This is a genomic window from Paenibacillus phyllosphaerae (assembly GCF_014192105.1).
GTDB lineage: Bacteria > Bacillota > Bacilli > Paenibacillales > Paenibacillaceae > Paenibacillus_Z > Paenibacillus_Z phyllosphaerae.
In genome coordinates this window covers 283,144-303,802 of the sequence record NZ_JACHXK010000005.1, presented here as the reverse complement: position 1 = coordinate 303,802, position 20,659 = coordinate 283,144, and the positions used below count along the sequence as shown (strand labels likewise).

The window sequence follows — 20,659 nt, the reverse complement described above, 5'->3', positions numbered from 1 at the left end:
TAGCTGGAGATGATACGCAGCTTGCCATGAGAGACGGCGACAGCCGGTTCGCCTCGATCGGCGTGAAAGCGCTTAAAATTTGTTAGGCTAGCGGATGGTTGTTGTCGGAAGATGATACCTAACAGAATCGGATCGAGGCATCGTTCGATCGCGATGGCGAAGCGAGGCAAGAGCTCCGAGAGCCGACGGTTAAGCGATTTCCCCGTTAGAGGGCGAATAGGAGCTTGTCTTGGTGATGTCGAGCGGCTTTTTGTGGATAATGAACAATATGTCGATTTATGGTTGATTGGGGTTCATGTCCATTTGTCGAAAAAAATGAGCAACAGGGAGTAGCGGCTTAGTCATGCTTAACAAAAGAGTTAAGAAATGATATCACTGCTCGAAATGATTCAATGAAATCGTATTCATAGAAGAAATTTATCTACAAAAAAACATAAAATCCCTAAGACCATTTTCGTCAGACTTTCCGTTTCATGTGAGTTAAACTTTGAAACATGGTGTTGCTCTACTAGAAGTCAGCACAATTTATTTCGCTACTTAGGGGGATTACGCTTTGGATATGACAACGATCATGGCACTGCTGGAAGCAGGCAAAACGCAAAAGGAAGTAGCCGAACAGTTAGGCATTCCAATCGGGAAGCTGCGGTACCAGGTCACGAATTTCCGCAAAACGCGCAATGCAGCTCCGATCCAATCGGCTATGGAAGTCGATGACTATACCCTGCTGGATGAGCAGTACGGATTGGACCGCCTCGTTGTCATGCCGCGCGATGCAGAGTCTCTCTATGTGTACTGGGAACTGACCACGGATCTGATCAAGATGGTTGAAGCCCATTTCGGCTGCGGTTGGAACGTTCTTCCGAAGAAGCTGCGGGTATACGACGTATCCTTTATTCATTTTAAGGGAGATAATTTCAATCGTTATTGGGATTTCGACGTCAATCAGGAGACGAGTAACTGGTTCGTTAAAGGCGTAGCGGCCGGCTGCTCGTACGTGATCGATTACGGTACGACTGCGTTGGACGGACGCTTTATCACGCTGCTGCGCTCGGGTGCCGTGCAGACGCCGCCGCTCGATGAGCATGCCGAAGGGGAATCGCGCTGGGTTAGGATGGAAGTAACGAAGGCAACAGAAGAGGCGGGACCGAATTGGCAGCCGTATTTCACCGGCTATTCGCTGTCCACGCAGCTCGATATCGAAACTTAAGGAGGCTCTTCTGATGGCTAAAGGTTATTTGTCCCTTGTTTTGCATGCTCATCTGCCGTTTGTCTACCATCCGGAGAGCGAGAATTATATTGAAGAGCGCTGGCTGTTCGAAGCGATGACCGAGACCTATATCCCGCTGTTGGAGGCGTTCGAGCGCCTCGAGCGGGATCAGGTGGAGTTCCGGATCACGATGTCGCTGACGCCGACGCTGCTGACGATGCTGGCGAAGCCGCTGCTGCAGGAGCGTTATGTGCGCCACCTGGATAATCTGATCCAGCTGGCGGCTTCGGAGTGCAAGCGCGTGCGGCAGGAGCCGGACCTTGCGGCGCTTGCAGCCATGTATCTCGAACAGTTCAAGCGAACCAAATCGCGGTTCGTCGATAGTTACGGATGCAATCTTGTAAACGGTTTTATGCGCTATCAGGAGGCGGGTTATCTCGAGCTGATCACTTGCTCGGCGACGCATGCTTTCCTCCCTTACGTGCAGACGGAACAGGCGCTTCGCGCGCAGATCGATAACGCGGTTCGCATACATACGTCCAGCCTTGGCCGTGCACCGAAGGGGATCTGGCTGCCGGAATGCGGCTTCAAGGAAGGGCTCGACGCCATTCTGAAGGATTATGGCATCGACTTCTTCTTCACCGACACGCACCACGTGCTTCACGCCCGCCCGAAACCGGAGCATGGCGTCTATGCGCCCCTCGTTACGCCAAGCGGCGTAGCTGCTTTCGCGCGGGATCAGGAGACGAGCAAGCAGGTCTGGAGCTCGCTGGAAGGGTACCCCGGCGATCATGATTACCGGGAATATTACCGTGATATCGGCTATGACCTCGACGAGGAATACATGCGGCGCTACATGCATTCGTCCGGCGTCCGGCTCAATACGGGGATCAAATATTATCGCATTACAGGCGAGGGACAGCCGAAGGATGTGTACCGTCCGGCATGGGCGCGCGAGAAAGCGGCGCAGCATGCGGGCAACTTCATGTACAACCGGGAGAAGCAGGTGGAGCACCTGAGCGCCCATATGGGACGCAAGCCGATCGTGGTGGCTTCCTACGATGCCGAGCTGTTCGGGCACTGGTGGCATGAAGGACCGATGTGGATCGAGTTCCTGTGCCGCAAAATCCACTTCGACCAGGACACGATCGCGATGATCACGCCGCTCGAATATTTGGCCGAATATCCGGATCAGCAGCAGGCGGAGCTTGCCTTCGGCAGCTGGGGCAGAGCCGGTTACGGCGAGGTATGGCTCGGTCAGACCAACGAGTGGATCTACCGCCATCTGCACCGGATGGAGGAGCAGATGATCGAGCTGGCCGACCGTTATCCGGACGCGACCGGCGTGAAGCGCAAAGCGCTCAATCAGGCGGCCCGCGAGCTGATGCTGGCGCAGAGCAGCGACTGGGCGTTCATCATGGACGCCGGCACGATGGTCGACTACGCGCAGAAGCGGACGAAGAATCATATTGTCCGTTTCCGCAGGCTATACCGGGATCTGATGCGCGGCGAGCTGCAGGAGGAGTGGTTGCGTGAGGTGGAGGCGCGCGATTGCGTAAGCCCGGATCTGGATTACCGGATCTACCGCTCGAAGCTGCCTGTCGTGAAGGAGTCGTCGCTTGCGTTCAAGGTGGAGCCGCGGCAGCGCGTGCTTATTCTCGCTTGGGAGTTCCCGCCGATGATCGTCGGAGGGCTGTCGCGCCATGTGTTCGACCTCTCCCGCAAGCTGGCTGAGCAGCAAATCGAGGTTCACGTCGTTACAACACATGTCGACGGGTATCCAAGTTATGAGGTCAACCAAGGGGTTCATGTGCATCGCGTCGCGACGTATCAGACGCAGAGTGTCCAGTTCATGGAGTGGGTCTTCCAGCTGAACCTTGCGATGACGACTTATGCGACCGATCTGATCAAGCATTATGGTCCGTTCGATCTGATTCACGCCCATGATTGGATCGTCGGTCAAGCGGCGAAGGCGCTGAAGCACAAGTTCCAGCTGCCGCTCATCGCCACAATACATGCGACCGAGCATGGCCGCAATCACGGCTTGCACACGCCGCTGCAGCATCGCATTCATGCGCTCGAATGGGAGCTCACTTACGAGGCATGGCGCGTCATCGTCTGCAGCGAATATATGCGCGGGGAGGTCCTTCGCCTGTTCCATCTGCCGGCCGATAAGGTCGATACGATTCCGAACGGGGTGGAGACGGAAGCCGTCGTGCGGGTCGAAGAGAACGCGGCGGCGATTCAATCCCGCTATGCGAGTCCGGAGGAGAAGGTCATCCTGTTCATCGGCCGCCTTGTACGCGAGAAAGGCGTGCACGTGCTGATCGAGAGCTTCCCTTCGGTCCTGGCGAGCTGCCCGGAGGCGAAGGTGATCATCGCCGGCCATGGCCCGATGCAGGAGGATCTGAAGCAATTGGCGTATCGCATCGGGGTGGCGCACAAAGTCGATTTTGTCGGCTACGCCGATGACAAGATGCGTAACGAGCTGCTGAAGATTGCGGCCGTGGCGGTATTCCCGAGCCTGTATGAGCCGTTCGGCATCGTGGCGCTCGAGGCGATGGCGGCGGGCACGCCGGTTATCGTATCGGGCACGGGCGGCCTGCAGGAGATTATTCAGCACGGCGTGGATGGGTTCACCGTACTGCCGGACGATGCCGCTTCCCTGACGCTGCATACGGTCAAAATGCTAGAGTTCGAGGATATGGCCAAGGCGATGTCCCGCAAAGCGTTCCACAAAGTGAACACGCGCTACAACTGGGACCGCATCGGCGAGATGACGACCGGCGTATACGATCGGGTAGCGCCGCGTCCGGTGAACGACGATGCGATCGAGCATATGCCTAAGCCGCAGCTGGCATAGGGCGCATTCGGCGGAATTTCAAGTGAATGCCGGCCGGATGAGGCCGCGAACAAGAGGGATAAGCGTGGGCGATCAAGCCCATGCTTATCCTTTTTGCATGCGGAAAGCCCCGTATCCTCACGGAATGGAGCTTGTCCCGCCACGTACAATCGGCGATTGCCTGTCCGCCTTGCAAGGGGAGGATTGAGGGGGATTGGACTGAAAGCGCACACTTTCCGAACAATGTGCATAAGCTATACCAAGCATTACAAGCAATCACCGTTTGAACCTGCTAGATTCGGGTCACACTGGATAACAGAGAGATTAACTTTAATAGGGTCGTTCACTATTGGAGGAGGGATCAGATATGTTGTCCGAAAGTTACCGAGTGCTGGAGCAGCTTCGATTGCCTCACGGCTTGTATGTAGCAAGTCCTTCGCAGGACTATAAGTATGTATGGATTCGCGACTGTGTCTATATGGCGCTTCCTTACCTCGATAAGCCCTCGAATCTGTACGAGCAGACGTATTACCGGCTGCTGGACCTGTTCCGGGAGTATGAGTGGAAGCTGGATATTCTGTGCAAGCATAAGCCGCAGTGGGAGTGGGAATACCTGCATGCCCGCTATTCGCATGATGAGGTTCGGGAGATCCCCGAGGAATGGGGCCATATTCAGCACGATATGATTGGCGCCTTCCTGTTCGGGATCGGCCAAGGGGCTGCCCGGGGCAAGAAGATGCTGCGGGATAAAAAGGACAAAGAGATCGTTCAGAAGCTTGTCAATTATCTGTGCAAGGTGGAGTACTGGCACGATCCGGATAACGGCATGTGGGAAGAATGGCGCGAGGTGCACACCTCTTCCGTCGGGGCTTGCGTGTCGGGTCTCAAAGCAGTGGAGAAGCTGGTTCACGTGCCGGAGGAAGCGGTGCAGCAAGGACTGCGAACGCTGATGCAGCTGTTCCCGCGCGAGAGTGCGGATAAGCCGGCCGATCTGGCGCAGCTCAGCCTCGTCTATCCGTATCGCCTGTTCACGGGCGTGCTGGGCGAAGCAATCGTTGCCAACGTGGAGAAAAGGCTGCTCCGGGAACGGGGCGTCATTCGCTACGAAGGCGACAGCTACTACAGCACGCTTGAGAAAACGCACGGGCGCAGCAATCCGCTGGAGTTCTATTACGGGACGGAAGCGGAGTGGACCTTCGGCCTGCCTTGGCTGGCGCTCTGTCACATGGAGCTGGGCCATCCGGAGAAAGCAGCGGAATATGTCCGCAGATCTGAAGCGGCCATGGACGGTCCGGGTAAGCTGCCGGAGCTGTATTACAGCGGCACCAAAGTGCCGAATCCGAACAATCCGCTGGGCTGGAGCTGTGCGATGTACATCTTGGCGAAAGAAGCGATGAATGGTGGTACGCATGCGCTTCGCGGATTGGCTTGAACATTGGTTTGCACGCAGGTATGATGGCGTGCAGCATTGTTCAAGGGAAGAACATTGGCTTGTACGCGGTTATAGCGGCTCACAGCATTGTTCAATGAGATGAGATGGCACACAGCATTGTTCAATGAGATGACGGTACAGCATTATTGAAGTAAAGCGGGCGGCGGCTCCCATCCTTGGATGGGGGCTTTTTTATTATCGCCCGCGGGTTTCGCTGTTATGCGGCGTTAAGCCGGCGTTAAGACGTAATGAAATCGCCGCCGTTAACGTGCAGCGTCTCGCCGGTGACATAACCCGAATCGCTGCTGGCCAGGTACACATACGTCGGCGCGAGCTCGAACGGCTGCCCTGCGCGCTTCATCGGCGTATCCGTGCCGAAAGTCGCGACGCGCTCGGCGGAGAAGCTAGCCGGGATGAGCGGCGTCCAGATCGGTCCTGGGGCAACGGCGTTGACGCGAATGCCTTTGTCCACGAGATTTAGGGCCAGGGAGCGGGTGAATGAGACGATCGCGCCTTTGGTCGACGAGTAGTCGATCAGCGTTTTCTCCCCTTGGTAGGCGGTAATGGAGGCCGTATTGATGATCGAGCTGCCGGACTTCAGATGGGGCAGCGCCGCTTGCGTCATGAAGAAGAAGGAGAAGATGTTCGTCTGGTACGTATGGACGAGCTGTTCTTCCGTAATATCGAGCAAGCTCTCTTGCGGATATTGCACGCCGAGGTTATTCACGACGATGTCGAGTTGACCGAACGTCTTGATCGTCGCATCGACGACTGCTTGATTGTTGGCCTTAAGACGCAAATCTGCGCAGATCAGCAGACAGCGGCCGCCGAGTTGTTCGATCCGCTTCTTGGTCGCCTCCGCGTCCTTATGTTCGTCGAGGTAGACGATGACGACGGCAGCGCCTTCCTTGGCAAAAGCAATCGCCGTGGCGCGTCCGATACCGCTGTCGCCGCCGGAAATAATCGCGACCTTGTGCTTCAACTTGTGGCTGCCCAGGTACGAGGGATTCTCCACGATCGGCAGCGGCTGCATCAGATATTCCATCCCGGGCTGCTGCGGCTGATGCTGCGGCGGGAACGCGATCGGCTGCTCGGTCATCTTCGTTTCCTTGCTATAGTACGGATACACCGGATAAGGCGATGGTTTGTAATTGTTGTAGCTGTTGGACATGCGTAAGTACCTCCCGAATGTGTTATTCAAATGGGCCAATATCCATGGTATTCGGCAGGTGGGTGCGGGGTGCGATGATATGGAAAAGAAAAGGAAAAACCCAAGACCGGATGGTCTTGGGTTTTTGAGGTTGCTGTTATTAAGCGCCCGAGATCGTAACTTGGAAGACGATCTTCTGCCCGCCGGCAACAGCGGTAAGATAGAACGAGTCGCCTGTACCGAGATCGGTAAGGGATGTAGCGCCATCGAAGCCAGATGCAACAACGGAATAGTTGTCGGTCTTGATTTCGACGCCGTACTGATCGGTTGCTTTAACGACATCTGCGGCAAGTATCTTAAGGTCGGCTGCCGCAACAGTTGTTGTGTCTGTGTTATCGAGACCTTTAAGCGCCGCGAGCCCAATAGAAACTTGATTTTCGTTCTCTTTATTGCCGTATGTGCCGTCAACAAGCTCCAACTTCGTATATTTAACCGCGTTATTCGAGACGGTAACTGTTTTCTCGAGTACAGTACCTTTCGAATCATTGACGGTTACGAAGACCGTTTCTGTCAGGTTACCATTATCATCGAAGTCAGCACCATCATAGCTTGCTGTCAGCACGCCATCGGTAACCGTGAGATCTGTTGGGTTAGAAGTCGTAATCGTGTAGTAATTTTCTGTCGTCGGAACCGTAACTTTGGATCCATCTGACAACAAGCCGTTCACGACAACCGTGCGGTCATGGTCACTTGTGTAGCCTGTTGCTCCGTCGTTAAGCAGCGTGCTAATATCCGTTAGCTCGTAAGACTTGATATCGTCTTTCTCGACTACTTTCGTTTTGAAAGAGTAGTCGGCTACGTTTGTCCAGACTCCGGATACATTTTGCTGCAGGACGAGGTCAACCGTTGTTGTACCTTTCGTATTTGCAACGAATACACCGCCATCTGTCAGTTCGGTTAATGCACCACCTGAACCGTCCTCATAGGTCAGGTAACCGTTGCTAGGTGTAACCGTCAAGCGATATTCATTTGCACCACTACCCCAAGTTGGCGTGATTTCGCTGTCGTATTGATCCAGAATGGTGATGTTATCGAAATCGAATTCGCCTTCTGCATCAATAGCAAACGTTTTGGTCAGATCAGTAACCGTCGAAATCGTAGTTGGAACTTTAGCGTCCGTTACCACCAGCTTGAGCGTCGATACTTTATTCGTGCCCGTAATAACGGTCATTGTGTAGGTTCCAGTATTGGCGATCGCTTCAACATTGATATTAACTTTCCCCGTCGCCAGGTCTTTCTTGAAGCTAATACCGTTGCCCAACGATTTGCCATCGCTAAGCGTGATGGAACTTACGCCAGCTGTCAACTCGTCTACCGAGGTCATCTCTTTGCCATCTTGATCGATTGCCGAGAATGGGACGGAGATCGAAGAACCAGCAGCTGCAACAGTAGGCGCAGACAGGGAAATCGTATCGACCATGACATCCTCTTTGACGACTACGTCGAAGGAGGCCAGTTTACCAGTCGTCTTCGATACAATGGTGACTTTGGAAGTGCCAGCCGTCATCTTATTGTTATTCGTAGTTGGCTCAACAAGACCAAGTACCAGCTTATCCAACGACTCATCATAAGTAACGTTCGGCGTGGAAGCTCCACCGTCTACATTGACAACCGAAGTGTTAGATACCGAAACCACGGTATCTTTGGCGAAGAAGGATGGGTCTGTGATGTTCATGCCATACTGGTCCTTCGCTGTAAGTACCAGCGAGAAGTCACCTGCAGTATCGCCGACATCAAGCGTATCGTTGTCTTCGTTATACAGCTGGTCGATTGTAATTTCAGAGACCTTTGCTGGGGCCGATACAGTCAGAACTGCGGAGGCGAATGTATTGGTATCCGAATCAAGGGTCGTAACAGTAACCGTATCGCCTTCTTCATAAGCAGTTGTAGATGTCAGCTTAAGCGTACCCGTCGATGGTAGCGTGTAGGTACCTTTGCCTGCAGAGATAGTCAGCTGGCTTTGCTTAGCCTTGGTGATATCTTCGCCATATTGGTTTGTGATCTTAAATTGTGTCGTGATCGATAATGGATCAGCATTGCCGAAATTGGGATCGTTAGCAGTGGTAACACGGCCAATAACGGCTTTATCCGAAGCGAACTCGATCTTAGCCACTTTTTCTGCTTCTGCAGTGAATGTCGTCGAGAGATCCGTCGACTGTACGCCACCGGCAGTAACGGTATAAGTACCAGCCACCAGGTTAGAGGCAACCGTAACCGTTGCAGATGTTTTGTCTGCGGAATACTCCACATCGGATACAGTCAGCGTTGTACCCGTAGGGTTCTTCACGCCGATCTTAACAGCCGCCGTATCAGCCACCGCTGTGCCGAAGTTGACTTGAATTTTCTTCACGCCAACCGGCTTCGCGCTGTATTCCAGTGCTGCCGGAGCCGTAACAGTTGCGGAGCCTTTGACGGCTTCTTTCGATACCGTTACGGTGTACGCTGTGCCAGCTGTCATCGTGTCGGTCTTCACGGTTGCTGTTTTCTTGTCTTCGCTCAGCGTTACGCCAGTCACTTTAAGCGCAGTGCCGTCTGCGGTTTTGACCGCTACGTCTTCTGCAGCCAGAGTGTCCACTGCCGTTTTGAACGCGATCGTGATCGTGTTCGGGTCGCCGGCTGTTGCCGTGAACGAAGCATTCTTGACCGCGTCCGCAGCTTCTTGCAGTTTGTCCTTGTTCGTGACGAAGCGGTCCACGACAACGGCTACCTGCTCGCGAGTCGCGGAGCCTTTGCCGTTGAATTGATTATTGTCCGCACCGGTCATGAGACCGTTCGCGACCGCAAAGGCAACCGAATCCTGGGCGAAGGACGAGATTGCATCTTTATCCGCGAAGGTCAGTGCACTGCTGGCACCTTTGATGTTATCGTCCGTGAGGCCGAGCGTACGAACAAGAATCGTAGCCAGCTGCTCGCGCGTAAGTGTGCCAGTCGGGCTGAACGTGTCACCGCTCGTACCTTTGATCCAGCCTTTAGCGACGGCTGTTTCGATGTATTGGTAAGCCCAGTGCGTTTTCGGTACATCCTTAAAGGTAGGTGTCTCCGGATTCACCAGATCCGTCTGGCCTACGAGTGCTTTGACGAGCACCGTCGTCAGCGCGTCGCGCGTCATCGTGCCTGTCGGATTGAAGGCACCCGTTTGGTCGCCTGTAATAACGCCTTGCGTCACCAGACGCTCAATCGCCGATTTCGCGTAACCGGAAGCTTTGTCAAGGTCAGTCGGACCTGCAGCTGCTGCCGAAGCCGCGCCGCCGGCAAGTGGAATCGTACCGAGGACGACACCGCCGAGCACGACTTTTGCTACGGTTACTTTCAGATTCGGGTATTTCTTTTTGACGTAATCGGCGATGCTCGCCTTAGCACCGCTATTCCCGCCGTTACCAAGTTCTTCGGCGAACTCGGTCTGATTATCCGCTAAGTAGATGGTGATCTCATAACCACTCTTCGTTTTCTTCAGTTCGTCGCGCAAAATATTCAAAGCAGGTCCCTCCTGTTATCTGAATGTCCGCCCACCATTACTGTCTCCACGTAGCCCGGGAACAATTCCAAGAAAGACAAATGAGTGCCAGAAATTTTATCCAATTGGCGTTTGTCTCAACTTACCACTGCCTATTCATGGTCAGTAATGAAGTTGTGACAAGCTATCAACATTATTTTTTAAAGTAGATTGACAAAGTGAACCACTAACCCTACAATAAACACATGCAGATTAGTTAGTGACTAATTAATAGTAACTTAATATGGGAGGTTATTCATAATGGCAAAATGGACGGTAGATACGGCGCACAGCAGCGTGGATTTCTCGGTAAAGCATATGATGATCGCGAAGGTAAAAGGTTCGTTCCATCAATTCAGCGCGGATATCGAGGCGGATCCGGCAGATCTGTCGAACGCGGCAATCTCATTCAAGATCGATCTGGCGAGCGTGGATACGCGCAATGCGGATCGTGACGCTCACCTGCGTAACCCGGACTTCTTCAATGTAGAGACCTATCCGGAGCTGGTATTCCAAGCGACGAAGATTACGAAGACGGATGATGGCGAGTATGACGTGACGGGCAACGTCTCGCTGCATGGCGTCACGAAGGAAGAGACATTCGAAGTATCGTTCGAAGGCACGGGCAAAGACCCATGGGGCAATGCGAAGGTCGGATTCAGCGCCAAAGGCAGCTTGAAGCGCAGCGACTATGGCCTCACTTACAATGCGGCGTTGGAAACAGGCGGCGTCCTGATCGGCGACGAGGTGAAATTCACGCTCGACATCGAAGCGATCGCAGGAGCATAAGCGCGGGATTTTTATATAGATACAACAGAGAAGGCAAGCGGTCCATGGATGGATCACTTGCCTTTTTTCATTGTAATTAAGTAAAGCGTGTCCACAAAGTGGACGTCAAGCGAGTGTCAGCTGTTGCTAACATGGGCGCACCAACGTGCCAAGTCTCCACCCGAGGCATCAAAGCCGCGAACGAAGCTCGAAGCCGTAGCTTTGTCCTCGCTGAATCTGCATGTCCAATCGCCATGCAAGATTCAGCCAGGACAAAAGCGTGCCACCCACGAAAGAACAGACCGAAGACGGCCGCGCTACGTTCCACGCTACTTACGGGTGTCCTCAGAGTTTTCCGGATGGAAAACTCACTTCGGAAGCATAAGCTGGGCAGTTGCCCTCTGGTTCCCCTCCAATGGAGGGGGAAGGGGCGAGGTGAAAAAAATGGGTTTCAAAGGGTGATAACCCTAAATGTTAATCCAGGGGTCCAAGGGGCAACGCCCCTACCTCACCCAATGGGAAACGACAAACAGCGCCGGCGAATTCCAATAGATCGTCACTTCATTCGTCGCATAGCTGTCCTCGTGATCGATGAAGCACTGCGCCGGCGGCTTGCCTGTCAGGTGAGCCTTCGCGCACTCATCCTGCAGTCCGGCGTTCGGGCCGCCGGAGACGAAGCCGGGCACCGGTTCCTCGATGTCGTCGGCGACGCCAGGGCGATAGTGCGGATTACGGTAAGCCTGGTCGCCGAAGCCCGTCACATAGCTGGTATCCATCGCATTGCGGCCGAGCAAATAGTGCACGTGCGAGAGGGCAGCCTCCTCGTAACGGCGGTCAGCTAGCAGCCGGTAGGCGAAGAGCAGCAGCATGGCGTGGTTCATGACGAGCATATTGCTGCCCCAGATATATTGGCTAGGCAGCAGGGAGAGGCCATATCCGTCCTGCTCGGATTGGACGGTAAGAAGATCTGCTTCCTGCCGCAGTCCGTCGAGCAGCGAAGCATAAAGAGCCGGATCGGCTTGGTCGTCACCGCCGAGCAGATAGGCGATGGTGCCGTAACCGCTCATATCCGCCCAACCTAGGCCGTATTTGTAAAAATCCTCGCGGCTATAAGCCTGAAGCGCCTCATGATAGACGGACTGGCCGGTCGTCCGATAGAGTTCGCAGGCCGCCCAATAGCGCTCGTCGATATCTTGCTTATCACCGTATTCGCCGGTACTGATATCCGGTGGATTCTTGAAGCCCGGCACGTCAGGATGCTCACGGAGCCAAGCCCAGGCCCCTTCCGCCGCTTGCAGGCATCGCAGGGCGAAAGGCTCGTCGTATGGCCGGTAGACGCGAGCCGCCATGGCCATTACCCCTGCGAAACAGCCGGTCGCCGTCGCCGAGATCGGGGAGAACACAAGCGGGGACAGGTCATCCTCCGGCCGTGTAGCGAGCGGCGGGAAGTGAGGGGTCGTCAGCTTGTGATAGACGCCGCCGGACACAAGGTCTTGCATCTTAAACAGCCAGTTCAGCTCATAGCGGCATTCATGCAGCACGTCCGGCATGAAGCCGTCCGTTTCCGGGAGCGGCACGGGTTTGCGGAACGCGCCGGGATAACATTCAAACGCAAGCAGCAGATCGGCGACCGCCTTGGCTCCCGGCCCGGCATATTTGCCGTAATCGCCGGCATCGTGCCATCCGCCGCAGCCATCTTGGCTGCGCGAAGGATCGCCGTGGATCGTGCCATCCGCAAGGTGGCAGGCGCCATGCGCCCAAGGTCCGGCGAACTCCTCGGTCAGCTCGGTGCCGCATCGGTAATAATAGAACGCTTTCAACAATCCAAGATGAACGTCCTCATAGGGGCTCGCGGCAATGGTAAACACGGCGGAACGCGCCTTGCTTGCTTCGAGCTCAATATAGTAACGGCCGGGTTGGTTCACGGCGCTGAAGTCGCCGAAGGCCACGGCTTGGCCGCTTGCTTCATCATATGCGAGCGGCTGCGTCGCACCGAGATGGATGAGGCTGCCGCTTGCGGCCTCCCGGACTTGGAACGAACCTTCGGCCGTGAATACGGCAAGCTTCCTGCCCTCTTGCGGGTACCCGATTTGATTAACAGTAATGGAACGAATTCGATTCGCGTCTACCACACTTCGCTCGCCCTCCCTATATTGGCCTGCCAGTAACAGGCCAATTAACGTTGTGAACGCGCGTTCACGATCAATCTGCTCCCATTATAGCCACAACTTAATCGTGTCTGTCAATCCTAATTATCCCATTCATTCATAGCCATAGACGGTTTTGGTAACAGTAATAGCACCTTCCCATTTTTTGTATTGAGAGGTGAGACGATTGACAACGCAGCAGCGAGCACCGCTAGATCATTCTCTTCACCGCAATCTTACCGTCATCCGCAAGGCGATCGGCACGAGCGGCGACATCATCATACGGGAATTTCAAGCTGGCCGCAGCGGGGAGGTACCCGCCGCGATTATTTATGCGGATGGCCTGGCCGATGCCAACGCCATACAGAGCATGGTGCTTCGTCCGCTGATGCTCGCGGATATGCCTCTTGGCATAGGGCAAATCCCCCTCGCTTCACGGGCCAAAGAACATATCGTCTATATCGGCGACGTGGAGGAGATTACAGACCTCGAATCGCTCTATAAAGCGTTCCTGACCGGCAATTCGGTGCTGCTCTTCGAAGGCGACCAGACGGCATTGAGCCTCGATACGAAGGGATGGAAGGAGCGCAGCGTCGACGAGCCTTCCACGCAGAACGTCATTCGCGGACCCAAAGAAGCGTTCACGGAGACGCTTAAGACCAATATTGGTCTGCTGCGCCGCAGAATTAAATCCACCACGATGCAAGTCGAGTACAAGACGGTCGGAAGGTTGACGCAGACCGATCTGGCTATCGTTTATATGGACGGTATCGTAGCGGACGAAGTGTTGAACGAAGTCCGGCACCGCCTTAGCCTAATCGATATCGATGCGATCTTCGAATCGGGCAACATTGAAGAGTTCATTCAAGAGGAGCAGCTCACCTACTTTCCGACGGTGTTTAATACGGAGCGGCCGGACGTGGTTGCCGCCGGTTTGGTGGAAGGACGGGTAGCGATCATCGTGGACGGGACGCCGTTTGTCCTCTTGGTGCCGGCCTTGTTCATTCAATTCCTGCAATCACCGGATGATTATTATCAGCGGGCGGATATCGGTTCGATCCTTCGTACGCTGCGGCTTGTCGCGCTGTTCATCGCCATGCTGGCCCCGGCGGCCTTCATCGCCATAACTTCCTTTCATCAAGAGATGCTGCCCAGCAGCTTGCTGATTAGCATTGCGGCGTCGCGTTCCGGCGTACCGTTCCCGGTGTTCGTCGAGGCGCTCATCATGGAAATTACCTTCGAGCTGCTCCGCGAAGCGGGTCTTCGCATGCCGAAAGCGATCGGTCAGGCGATCTCCATCGTCGGCGCACTCGTACTGGGCGAGGCGGCCGTTCAAGCCGGCTTGGTCTCGCCGGGCATGGTTATTATCGTATCGCTTACGGCCATTACGACATTCGTTATCCCGTATTCGAGTCTTGCGGTGCCGATCCGCCTGCTGCGGTTTTCATTAATGGGGCTCGCCGCCATGTTTGGTCTCTATGGCATTTTCGTAGGCCTTACCTACGTGATCCTGCATCTGAACACGCTGCGTTCCTTCGGGGTGCCTTATCTGAAACCCTATGCGCCATTCATAATGGCCGATCAAAAGGACGGGGTATGGTTCCGGGCGCCGATCTGGAAAATGCTCAAGCGTCCTTTGTCACTCGTGAATCGCAATCAGACCCGTCAAAGGCCCCCCGTACCGAAGCCTTCCGGAAAGGAGTAGCGGATGACACGCTTAGCATGCAGACTGTTGTTCGCCGCAGCGATGCTTCTCTTGCTTCCGGGCTGCTGGGACCGGCATGAGCTCAACGACCTATCGATTGTCTCGACGATGGGCTTCGATAAGAAGGGGGATAAAATTCTCGTAACGATTCAAGTGCTCGATCCGAACGAGGTGGCCCGCGCAACCGGTACGGCGAGCGGGTCTGCTCCGGTGGTCGCTTATGAGGCCGAAGGCGTGACGGTGGATGATGCCATTGGTCGCCTTAGCGTAAAGGCGCCGTATCCGCTCTATCTCTCCCATGTCCGGATGGTGGTGGTCGGCGAGAAATTGGCCCGCGAGGACGGCATAGGCAAAGTCATGGATTTCATCTCGCGCGACCGGCAGATGCGAACCGACTTTTATATCATTCTGGCGCGGAAGACGACGGCCAACAACGTGCTAAGCATCTTCACGGCCATCAACAAGATTCCCGGCAACAAGATGTTCAGCGCGCTGGAGACGAGCAGCAAGGAATGGGCGCCGGTGACCGGCATGCATCTGGTTCAGCTGATCGACGATCTGGTAACTGGCGGCAAGCAGCTGGTCTTGACGGGCATTCGGATCGACGGCGACCCCGATAAAGGGGCTACGCAGCAGAACATCGAGAATATTAGCGATCTGGCACGGCTGTCGTATACTTCGCTCGGCGTATTCCGGGGAGATAAGCTCGTGGGTTGGTTGAACGAAAACGAGAGCAAAGGCTATAAGTATATCCGCAACGAGGTCGTGCGTACGGTTGGTTTCGTGCAGTGCGGACCGAAGCAGTATACCTCGTTCCGCATTATCCGCGCGGATACGAAGAGCAAGGTGAAGTTCGTGAAGGACAAGCCGGAAATTCATCTTAACGTTCGTATTGAAGCGGACGTGAATGAACAGACTTGCGGGCTCGATCTGAATAAGGAGGAGTCGCTGGTGAAGCTTAGCGAGCTGGCCAGCTACAAAGTGGTTATGATTGTGAAGGATACGATCAAGCGGGGGCAGCAGTTCCACTCCGATATCTTCGGCTTCGGAGAGCTCGTCGAGCGCAAAGCGCCCCGCTATTGGAAGCAGCACCGCGAAGAATGGACCGACCTGTTCGAGCAGCTGGAGCCGGTCATTCACGTGGATTGGAACATTCGCAGGGTCGGTACGAAATCGAGATCCTTCCTGCAGGAACAGGAGGAATAGCCATGTGGGGAGTGCTTGCCTCATTCGGCGCGGGGTTGCTGTTCGCCGGCTATGAACTGCCTCGGTTGCTCCGCGCGCAGAGGAAGAAGGAAGCGGTCATCTTCCTTATGTTCCTTGCCATAGGCATTACGCTTTGCGTGCTGCATGCGCTGGCCGTACCGCTGCCGAGCCCTTATCAATGGCTGGAGGTCATCTATGGACCGCTGGCGGAACGAATCTTCGCGATGCTGCAATAAACGTGTAACTTAAGGAGGCCCCATGGACATGGAGCGGGGACGAATTAGCGCGCAGCAACTGATGATCATGATGGTGTTGTTTGTATTGGGCGATACCATTCTGGTGCTGCCGGGGTCCACGGCAATGCTAGCCGGTAAGGATGCCTGGATATCCGGATTGTTGACCGTTGCGGCGGGACTAGGACTGATATGGTTCTACGCGGCCTTCCAGAAGCGCTTCCCGGCTATGACCCTAGTGGATGTGTCGGTGAACCTTCTTGGGCGCTGGCTGGGCGGGGCGGTGTCGTTCTTCTTTCTGTTCGGCTATCTGCTCTTGCTGGCGGCCTCGATGCTGCGGGTGCTCGGCGATTTCATGACGACCCATGTGCTGCCCAATACGCCGGTTCAATTCATCTATTTGCTGTTTCTCGTCATAAGCGTCAAAGCGGTGCGTTCCGGCCTCGAGACGATCGCGAGAACGGCGGAAATCGTGTTTCCGTGGGTCGTGATGCTGATTACCTTATTGATCATGTTCGTCGTGCCGCAAAGCCGGCTGTATCACATCGAGCCAGTAATGGCGGAAGGGATCAAGCCTATACTGGCAGGGATGTATATTTTTTTGGCCTACGCTTTCATGGAGCCCGTAGCCTTCTATATGGTGATGCCATTCGTCAGGTTAAGGCAAGGGAAGGGGCTGCGCAAGCCGCTGCTGCTTGGATCGGGGATGGGAGGCCTCATTCTGGTCGTCATTATCTTCTTCTGTCTTACCGTCTTCGGTCCGGTCATTACGAGGGAAAGCATCTATCCGAGTTATCTATTGGCCAAAAAAATCGAGCTCGGCGAGTTTCTGCAGCGGATCGAGGTCATAATGGCGATCACGTGGCTGTTCACCTTGTTCTTCAAGCTGATCATCAGCTTCTACGGCACATGTCTGGGGGCCGCCCAACTGTTCAAGCTGAAGGATTACCGGCTGCTGACGCTGCCGCTTGCAATGATCTTGATGGTGCTGCCCGATCTTCTGGCCCCCAGCGTCATCGGGATTAGCGAAATCGGGCAGGTATACCCCTTGTTCGATTGGACGTTCAGCGTCGGGTTGCCCCTCTGCCTGCTGCTGGTTCAGCTGGTTCGGCAGAAGATGAAGCGGAGCCGCTCCAGTGAGGAGCAAGGGGCGCTGCCGCAGAAAGGAGAGCCGCGTTGATGGAACAGGGGCGAATCGGCAATCTGCAATTTACGGTGCTGGCCGGTCTCTTCACGATCGGAGACACGGTATTGTTCGTCCCGGCGCTTATCGCGTCAGAAGCTCTGAAGGATGCCTGGCTGTCCGCCATTCTTGCGTTGCTGGTGGGACTGGGGATCATCGTTTTCTATACGGTGCTGCAGCGCAAGTTTCCGGCAATGACGCTGGTGGAGATCCTGCGGCAGCTGCTCGGTTCCCGTGTTGGCGGCTTTGTGTCGTTGCTCTATGTATTCGGATTCCTGCTGCTCATCGCTTCCACGCTGCTGCGGGAGGTCGGCGATTTTATGGAAACGCAAATTTTGCCCAACACGCCGATTCATGTGGTGTACATGCTGTTCCTCGTCATCGTCGTCCGCGCGGTGAGGGGCGGGATCGAGACGATCGGCCGTACGGCGGAGATTTCGGCGCCATGGGTGATGCTGATGCTCATGCTCCTCATTCTGTTCGTCTTGCCCGAGAGCCGAATCGCACGCGTCGAACCCGTTCTCTATGGCGGCATCAAGCCGGTTGTTCGGGGCTCGATAATCTTTATCGCGGTCCCTTTCCTGGAGCTTGCGGCGATGTACATGATCTTCCCCTATGTCGAGAGTGCCGAGCGAATTCGCCGGAACTTCTTGGTGGGCTGCGCGATCGGCGGCGTGCTGCTCTGCTTGGTCACCTTCTTATCGCTGACGACCTTCGGCGCAGTGATGACGAAGGACGCCATCTATCCCAGTTATCTGCTGGCCAAAAAAATTCAGCTCGGCGAGTTCCTGCAGCGCATTGAAGCGCTGATGGCGATCATCTGGCTGTTCTCGATTTACTTCAAACTGACGACCTGCTTCTACGGCATCTGTCTTGGCACCGCGCAGGCGATGGGGTTGAAGGAGTACAAGCCGCTTGCCTTCCCGATGGCTATGATCCTGATCGTTTTCTCCGATTTGATCGCGCCGAATATTATCGCTTTCTTCGCTATCAACCAGGTCTACGTCCTGGCGACGGGCACCTTTGCGATCGCGCTTCCGCTGTTCCTGCTACTCGTTGCCCGATTCAGGGGTAGCGCCCTTGGCGGGAAGAGCGGCGGCTAGAAGGACGCACGGAGAAACCTCTTCTACTTGCGGCTTGCTTTCGTTACAATGGGGAAAGCGTAAACACGGCTGCAGGTCGATGAAGGGAGAATGTTAGCGATGAAATATATCGTTCCGCTGCTTATGCTGCTCGCGCTGGTAACAGGCTGCTCGGGCGGCTCGGATGAGGGATCGCCGGAGGCAAGCGAATTCTTGGCGAGCAAGGGCTACACGGTTGTATCGCACAAAGGCGGGGTCGTCCGTTACGTCCTGAACGGAAGATTGCTCGCCTCGATGCCTTATATGAAGGATTGGGCGCTGCAGGAGGTCGATCCGACCCCTTATGTCGGACAAACCGTCGAGATCGAGCGGTATGTCGTAACCGGACATCCGCTCGGCGCAGGGGAAATCAATGTCTCGGTCTTCTTGAGCGGCGGCAAGCCGATCGGCGGCATTTCGTTCCCGCCGGGTGAATCCTCGGAGGAGGCGAGCCGCTCATTGGACGGCCGGACGCTGGAGGAAGTGACCGGCAAGCCAATGGAGGCGTGGCAGGCCGAATGGTTGGCTAAATATGGTGGATAAAGCTCTTTGGTTTGCGTTCCCAATCGAGAGATTGGGAATGCAGCATGGAGCGATAAAAAGCTCTTTGGTTTGCGTTCCCAATCGAGAGATTGGGAATGCAGCATGGAGCGATAAAAAGCTCTTTGGTTTGCGTTCCCAATCGAGAGATTGGGAATGCAGCATGGAGCGATAAAAGCTCTTTGGTTTGCGTCCCCAATCGAGAGATGGGGAATGCAGCATGGAGCGATAAAAGCTCTTTGGTTTGCGTTCCCAATCGAGAGATTGGGAATGCAGCATGGAGCGATAAAAGCTCTTTGGTTGTACGCTATTCTTTTGCCCCTTGCCCACAGGGAGTCGGTGCTCTATAATGAGTGACATATAGTTAAAGCGCATTAACTTTTGTGGACCGGGTATGAATTTGATTTGTCTAATATCGAACTAGACAGAGGTGGGTTGTTCGGGCATCTCGTATCCATTAGAGGAACTCCATTTTTATTTTACATAAAAGTTAAAGCGTTTAAACTTTTGGTGAGGACGCTTATCGATTGTAGCGAGAGGATGAACGAAATTGAAGGTGAGCATATTCGATGTCGCAAGGCGCTCCGGCTTGTCGGTGGTAACCGTATCGCGCGTGCTGAACAACGCGGAATCGGTCCGGCCGAAGAACCGCGAGAAGGTGTTGAAGGCGATGAAGGAACTCGATTATCAGCCGAATGCCGCGGCGCGCAGTCTGGCTCGCGGCCGAACCGGCATTATCGGCCTTGCGCTGACGACATTGCATGATTCGGTCTTCGACCGCATCGTGCGGGAAATTAATGCGCTGCTCGCGGCACAGGGCTATTATCTGGCGCTGTCGGTCACGCAGGAAGCGGACGAGGGAGGCGGGTCGATTTTTCAAGAGGATCGGGTCGATGGCGTTATTCTGCTCTCCCCGGTGCGCGAGGAGAAGTTCGTGCAGGAGCTGAAGAAAAAGCAGATTCCGTTCGTCATGCTCGATAATCAGCACCGTAATCCGTCCGTCTCTTCGGTGATCGTCGATAATTTCAAGGGCGGCTACGAGGCGACGCGGCATCTGATCGATCTGGGACATCAACGTATTGCGCATATTCGCGGATCGGATCTGTTCCTCAGCAGCCGGGAGCGGGAACGGGGTTTCCTGTTCGCCATGGAAGAAGCCGGACTTGTGCCGTTTGCGCTAGAAAGCGGGGATTTCTCCGTTACGTCCGGTTATGAGATCGCCACCCGGTGGATCGATGCGGGGCGGCTGCCGAGCGCCGTATTCGCCTCCGACGATCATATCGCGCTCGGCGTCATGGATGCGTTGAAGAATAACGGCCTGCGCGTGCCGGACGATGTCTCGATCGTCGGCTACGATGATCAACTGCTCGCTTCGCAATTCCGCCCTCGGCTGACGACGGTGCGCCAACCGGCGGCGCTTATCGGCCGCAAAGGAGTAGAGCTGCTCATGGAAGCGATGAACGGACCGGCGAAGAAGAACGTCACCGTGCAGTTGGATCCGGAGCTGATCGTGCGCGAATCGACGGCACCGGTAAGACAGGGAAGCAGCAGTCCACAGTAGAGGAGAGAGTC

At 55.0% G+C, this 20,659-nt stretch carries 14 protein-coding genes; 11 read left to right on the top strand and 3 right to left on the bottom strand.

All coding sequences use genetic code 11. The annotated features are described in order from the left end of the window. Positions 1-559 precede the first annotated feature (559 nt). The 3 genes from FHS18_RS13800 to FHS18_RS13790 all read left to right on the top strand — a co-directional run bounded on the left by FHS18_RS13800 (position 560) and on the right by FHS18_RS13790 (position 5,481). A complete protein-coding gene (locus FHS18_RS13800) occupies positions 560-1,207 on the top strand; it encodes a DUF4912 domain-containing protein (protein WP_246427653.1) in 648 nt (215 codons plus the stop codon). A gap of 13 nt (positions 1,208-1,220) precedes the next feature. Further along, entirely contained in the window at positions 1,221-4,070 is a 2,850-nt protein-coding gene (locus tag FHS18_RS13795; RefSeq protein WP_183600644.1) for a 1,4-alpha-glucan branching protein domain-containing protein, read from the top strand. A gap of 346 nt (positions 4,071-4,416) precedes the next feature. Beyond that, positions 4,417-5,481, top strand: coding sequence for a glycoside hydrolase family 15 protein (locus FHS18_RS13790; protein WP_183600643.1), 1,065 nt, complete (start codon positions 4,417-4,419; stop codon positions 5,479-5,481). 238 nt (positions 5,482-5,719) lie between these two features. Here the strand turns inward: FHS18_RS13790 and FHS18_RS13785 are convergent, their stop codons facing one another. Together FHS18_RS13785 and FHS18_RS13780 are read right to left on the bottom strand one after the other, a co-directional pair. After that, positions 5,720-6,652: an SDR family oxidoreductase gene (locus FHS18_RS13785; protein WP_183600642.1), complete on the bottom strand. Its 933-nt coding sequence runs from the start codon at positions 6,650-6,652 to the stop codon at positions 5,720-5,722. A gap of 139 nt (positions 6,653-6,791) precedes the next feature. Further along, a complete protein-coding gene (locus tag FHS18_RS13780; protein ID WP_183600641.1) occupies positions 6,792-10,166 on the bottom strand; it encodes an S-layer homology domain-containing protein in 3,375 nt (1,124 codons plus the stop codon). Positions 10,167-10,445: 279 nt separating this feature from the next. On the opposite strand from FHS18_RS13780, the gene FHS18_RS13775 reads away from it, so the two are divergent. Next, positions 10,446-10,973 carry a YceI family protein gene (locus FHS18_RS13775; RefSeq protein WP_183600640.1) on the top strand — a complete coding sequence of 176 codons (528 nt, stop codon included), beginning with the start codon at positions 10,446-10,448 and terminating at the stop codon, positions 10,971-10,973. A 482-nt stretch (positions 10,974-11,455) separates the two neighbouring features. Here the strand turns inward: FHS18_RS13775 and FHS18_RS13770 are convergent, their stop codons facing one another. After that, the gene (locus FHS18_RS13770) at positions 11,456-13,084 is read right to left on the bottom strand and encodes a glycoside hydrolase family 9 protein (RefSeq protein ID WP_183600639.1); all 1,629 of its coding nucleotides are present in this window, start codon (positions 13,082-13,084) and stop codon (positions 11,456-11,458) included. 193 nt (positions 13,085-13,277) lie between these two features. On the opposite strand from FHS18_RS13770, the gene FHS18_RS13765 reads away from it, so the two are divergent. From FHS18_RS13765 to FHS18_RS13735, 7 genes are all read left to right on the top strand, one after another. Further along, positions 13,278-14,804 carry a spore germination protein gene (locus tag FHS18_RS13765; RefSeq protein ID WP_409348558.1) on the top strand — a complete coding sequence of 509 codons (1,527 nt, stop codon included), beginning with the start codon at positions 13,278-13,280 and terminating at the stop codon, positions 14,802-14,804. A 3-nt stretch (positions 14,805-14,807) separates the two neighbouring features. Then, a complete protein-coding gene (locus FHS18_RS13760; protein ID WP_183600637.1) occupies positions 14,808-16,010 on the top strand; it encodes a Ger(x)C family spore germination protein in 1,203 nt (400 codons plus the stop codon). A gap of 2 nt (positions 16,011-16,012) precedes the next feature. Further along, the gene (locus tag FHS18_RS13755; protein ID WP_183600636.1) at positions 16,013-16,246 is read left to right on the top strand and encodes a hypothetical protein; all 234 of its coding nucleotides are present in this window, start codon (positions 16,013-16,015) and stop codon (positions 16,244-16,246) included. 28 nt (positions 16,247-16,274) lie between these two features. Then, positions 16,275-17,423 carry a GerAB/ArcD/ProY family transporter gene (locus tag FHS18_RS13750; protein WP_183600635.1) on the top strand — a complete coding sequence of 383 codons (1,149 nt, stop codon included), beginning with the start codon at positions 16,275-16,277 and terminating at the stop codon, positions 17,421-17,423. Continuing rightward, positions 17,423-18,529 carry a GerAB/ArcD/ProY family transporter gene (locus FHS18_RS13745; protein WP_183600634.1) on the top strand — a complete coding sequence of 369 codons (1,107 nt, stop codon included), beginning with the start codon at positions 17,423-17,425 and terminating at the stop codon, positions 18,527-18,529. The genes FHS18_RS13750 and FHS18_RS13745 overlap by 1 nt, the downstream gene beginning before the upstream one ends. Before the next feature lie 99 nt (positions 18,530-18,628). After that, the gene (locus FHS18_RS13740) at positions 18,629-19,090 is read left to right on the top strand and encodes a hypothetical protein (protein ID WP_183600633.1); all 462 of its coding nucleotides are present in this window, start codon (positions 18,629-18,631) and stop codon (positions 19,088-19,090) included. Positions 19,091-19,643: 553 nt separating this feature from the next. Continuing rightward, positions 19,644-20,648 carry a LacI family DNA-binding transcriptional regulator gene (locus tag FHS18_RS13735; protein WP_343060537.1) on the top strand — a complete coding sequence of 335 codons (1,005 nt, stop codon included), beginning with the start codon at positions 19,644-19,646 and terminating at the stop codon, positions 20,646-20,648. The last annotated feature ends 11 nt before the right edge of the window (positions 20,649-20,659 follow it).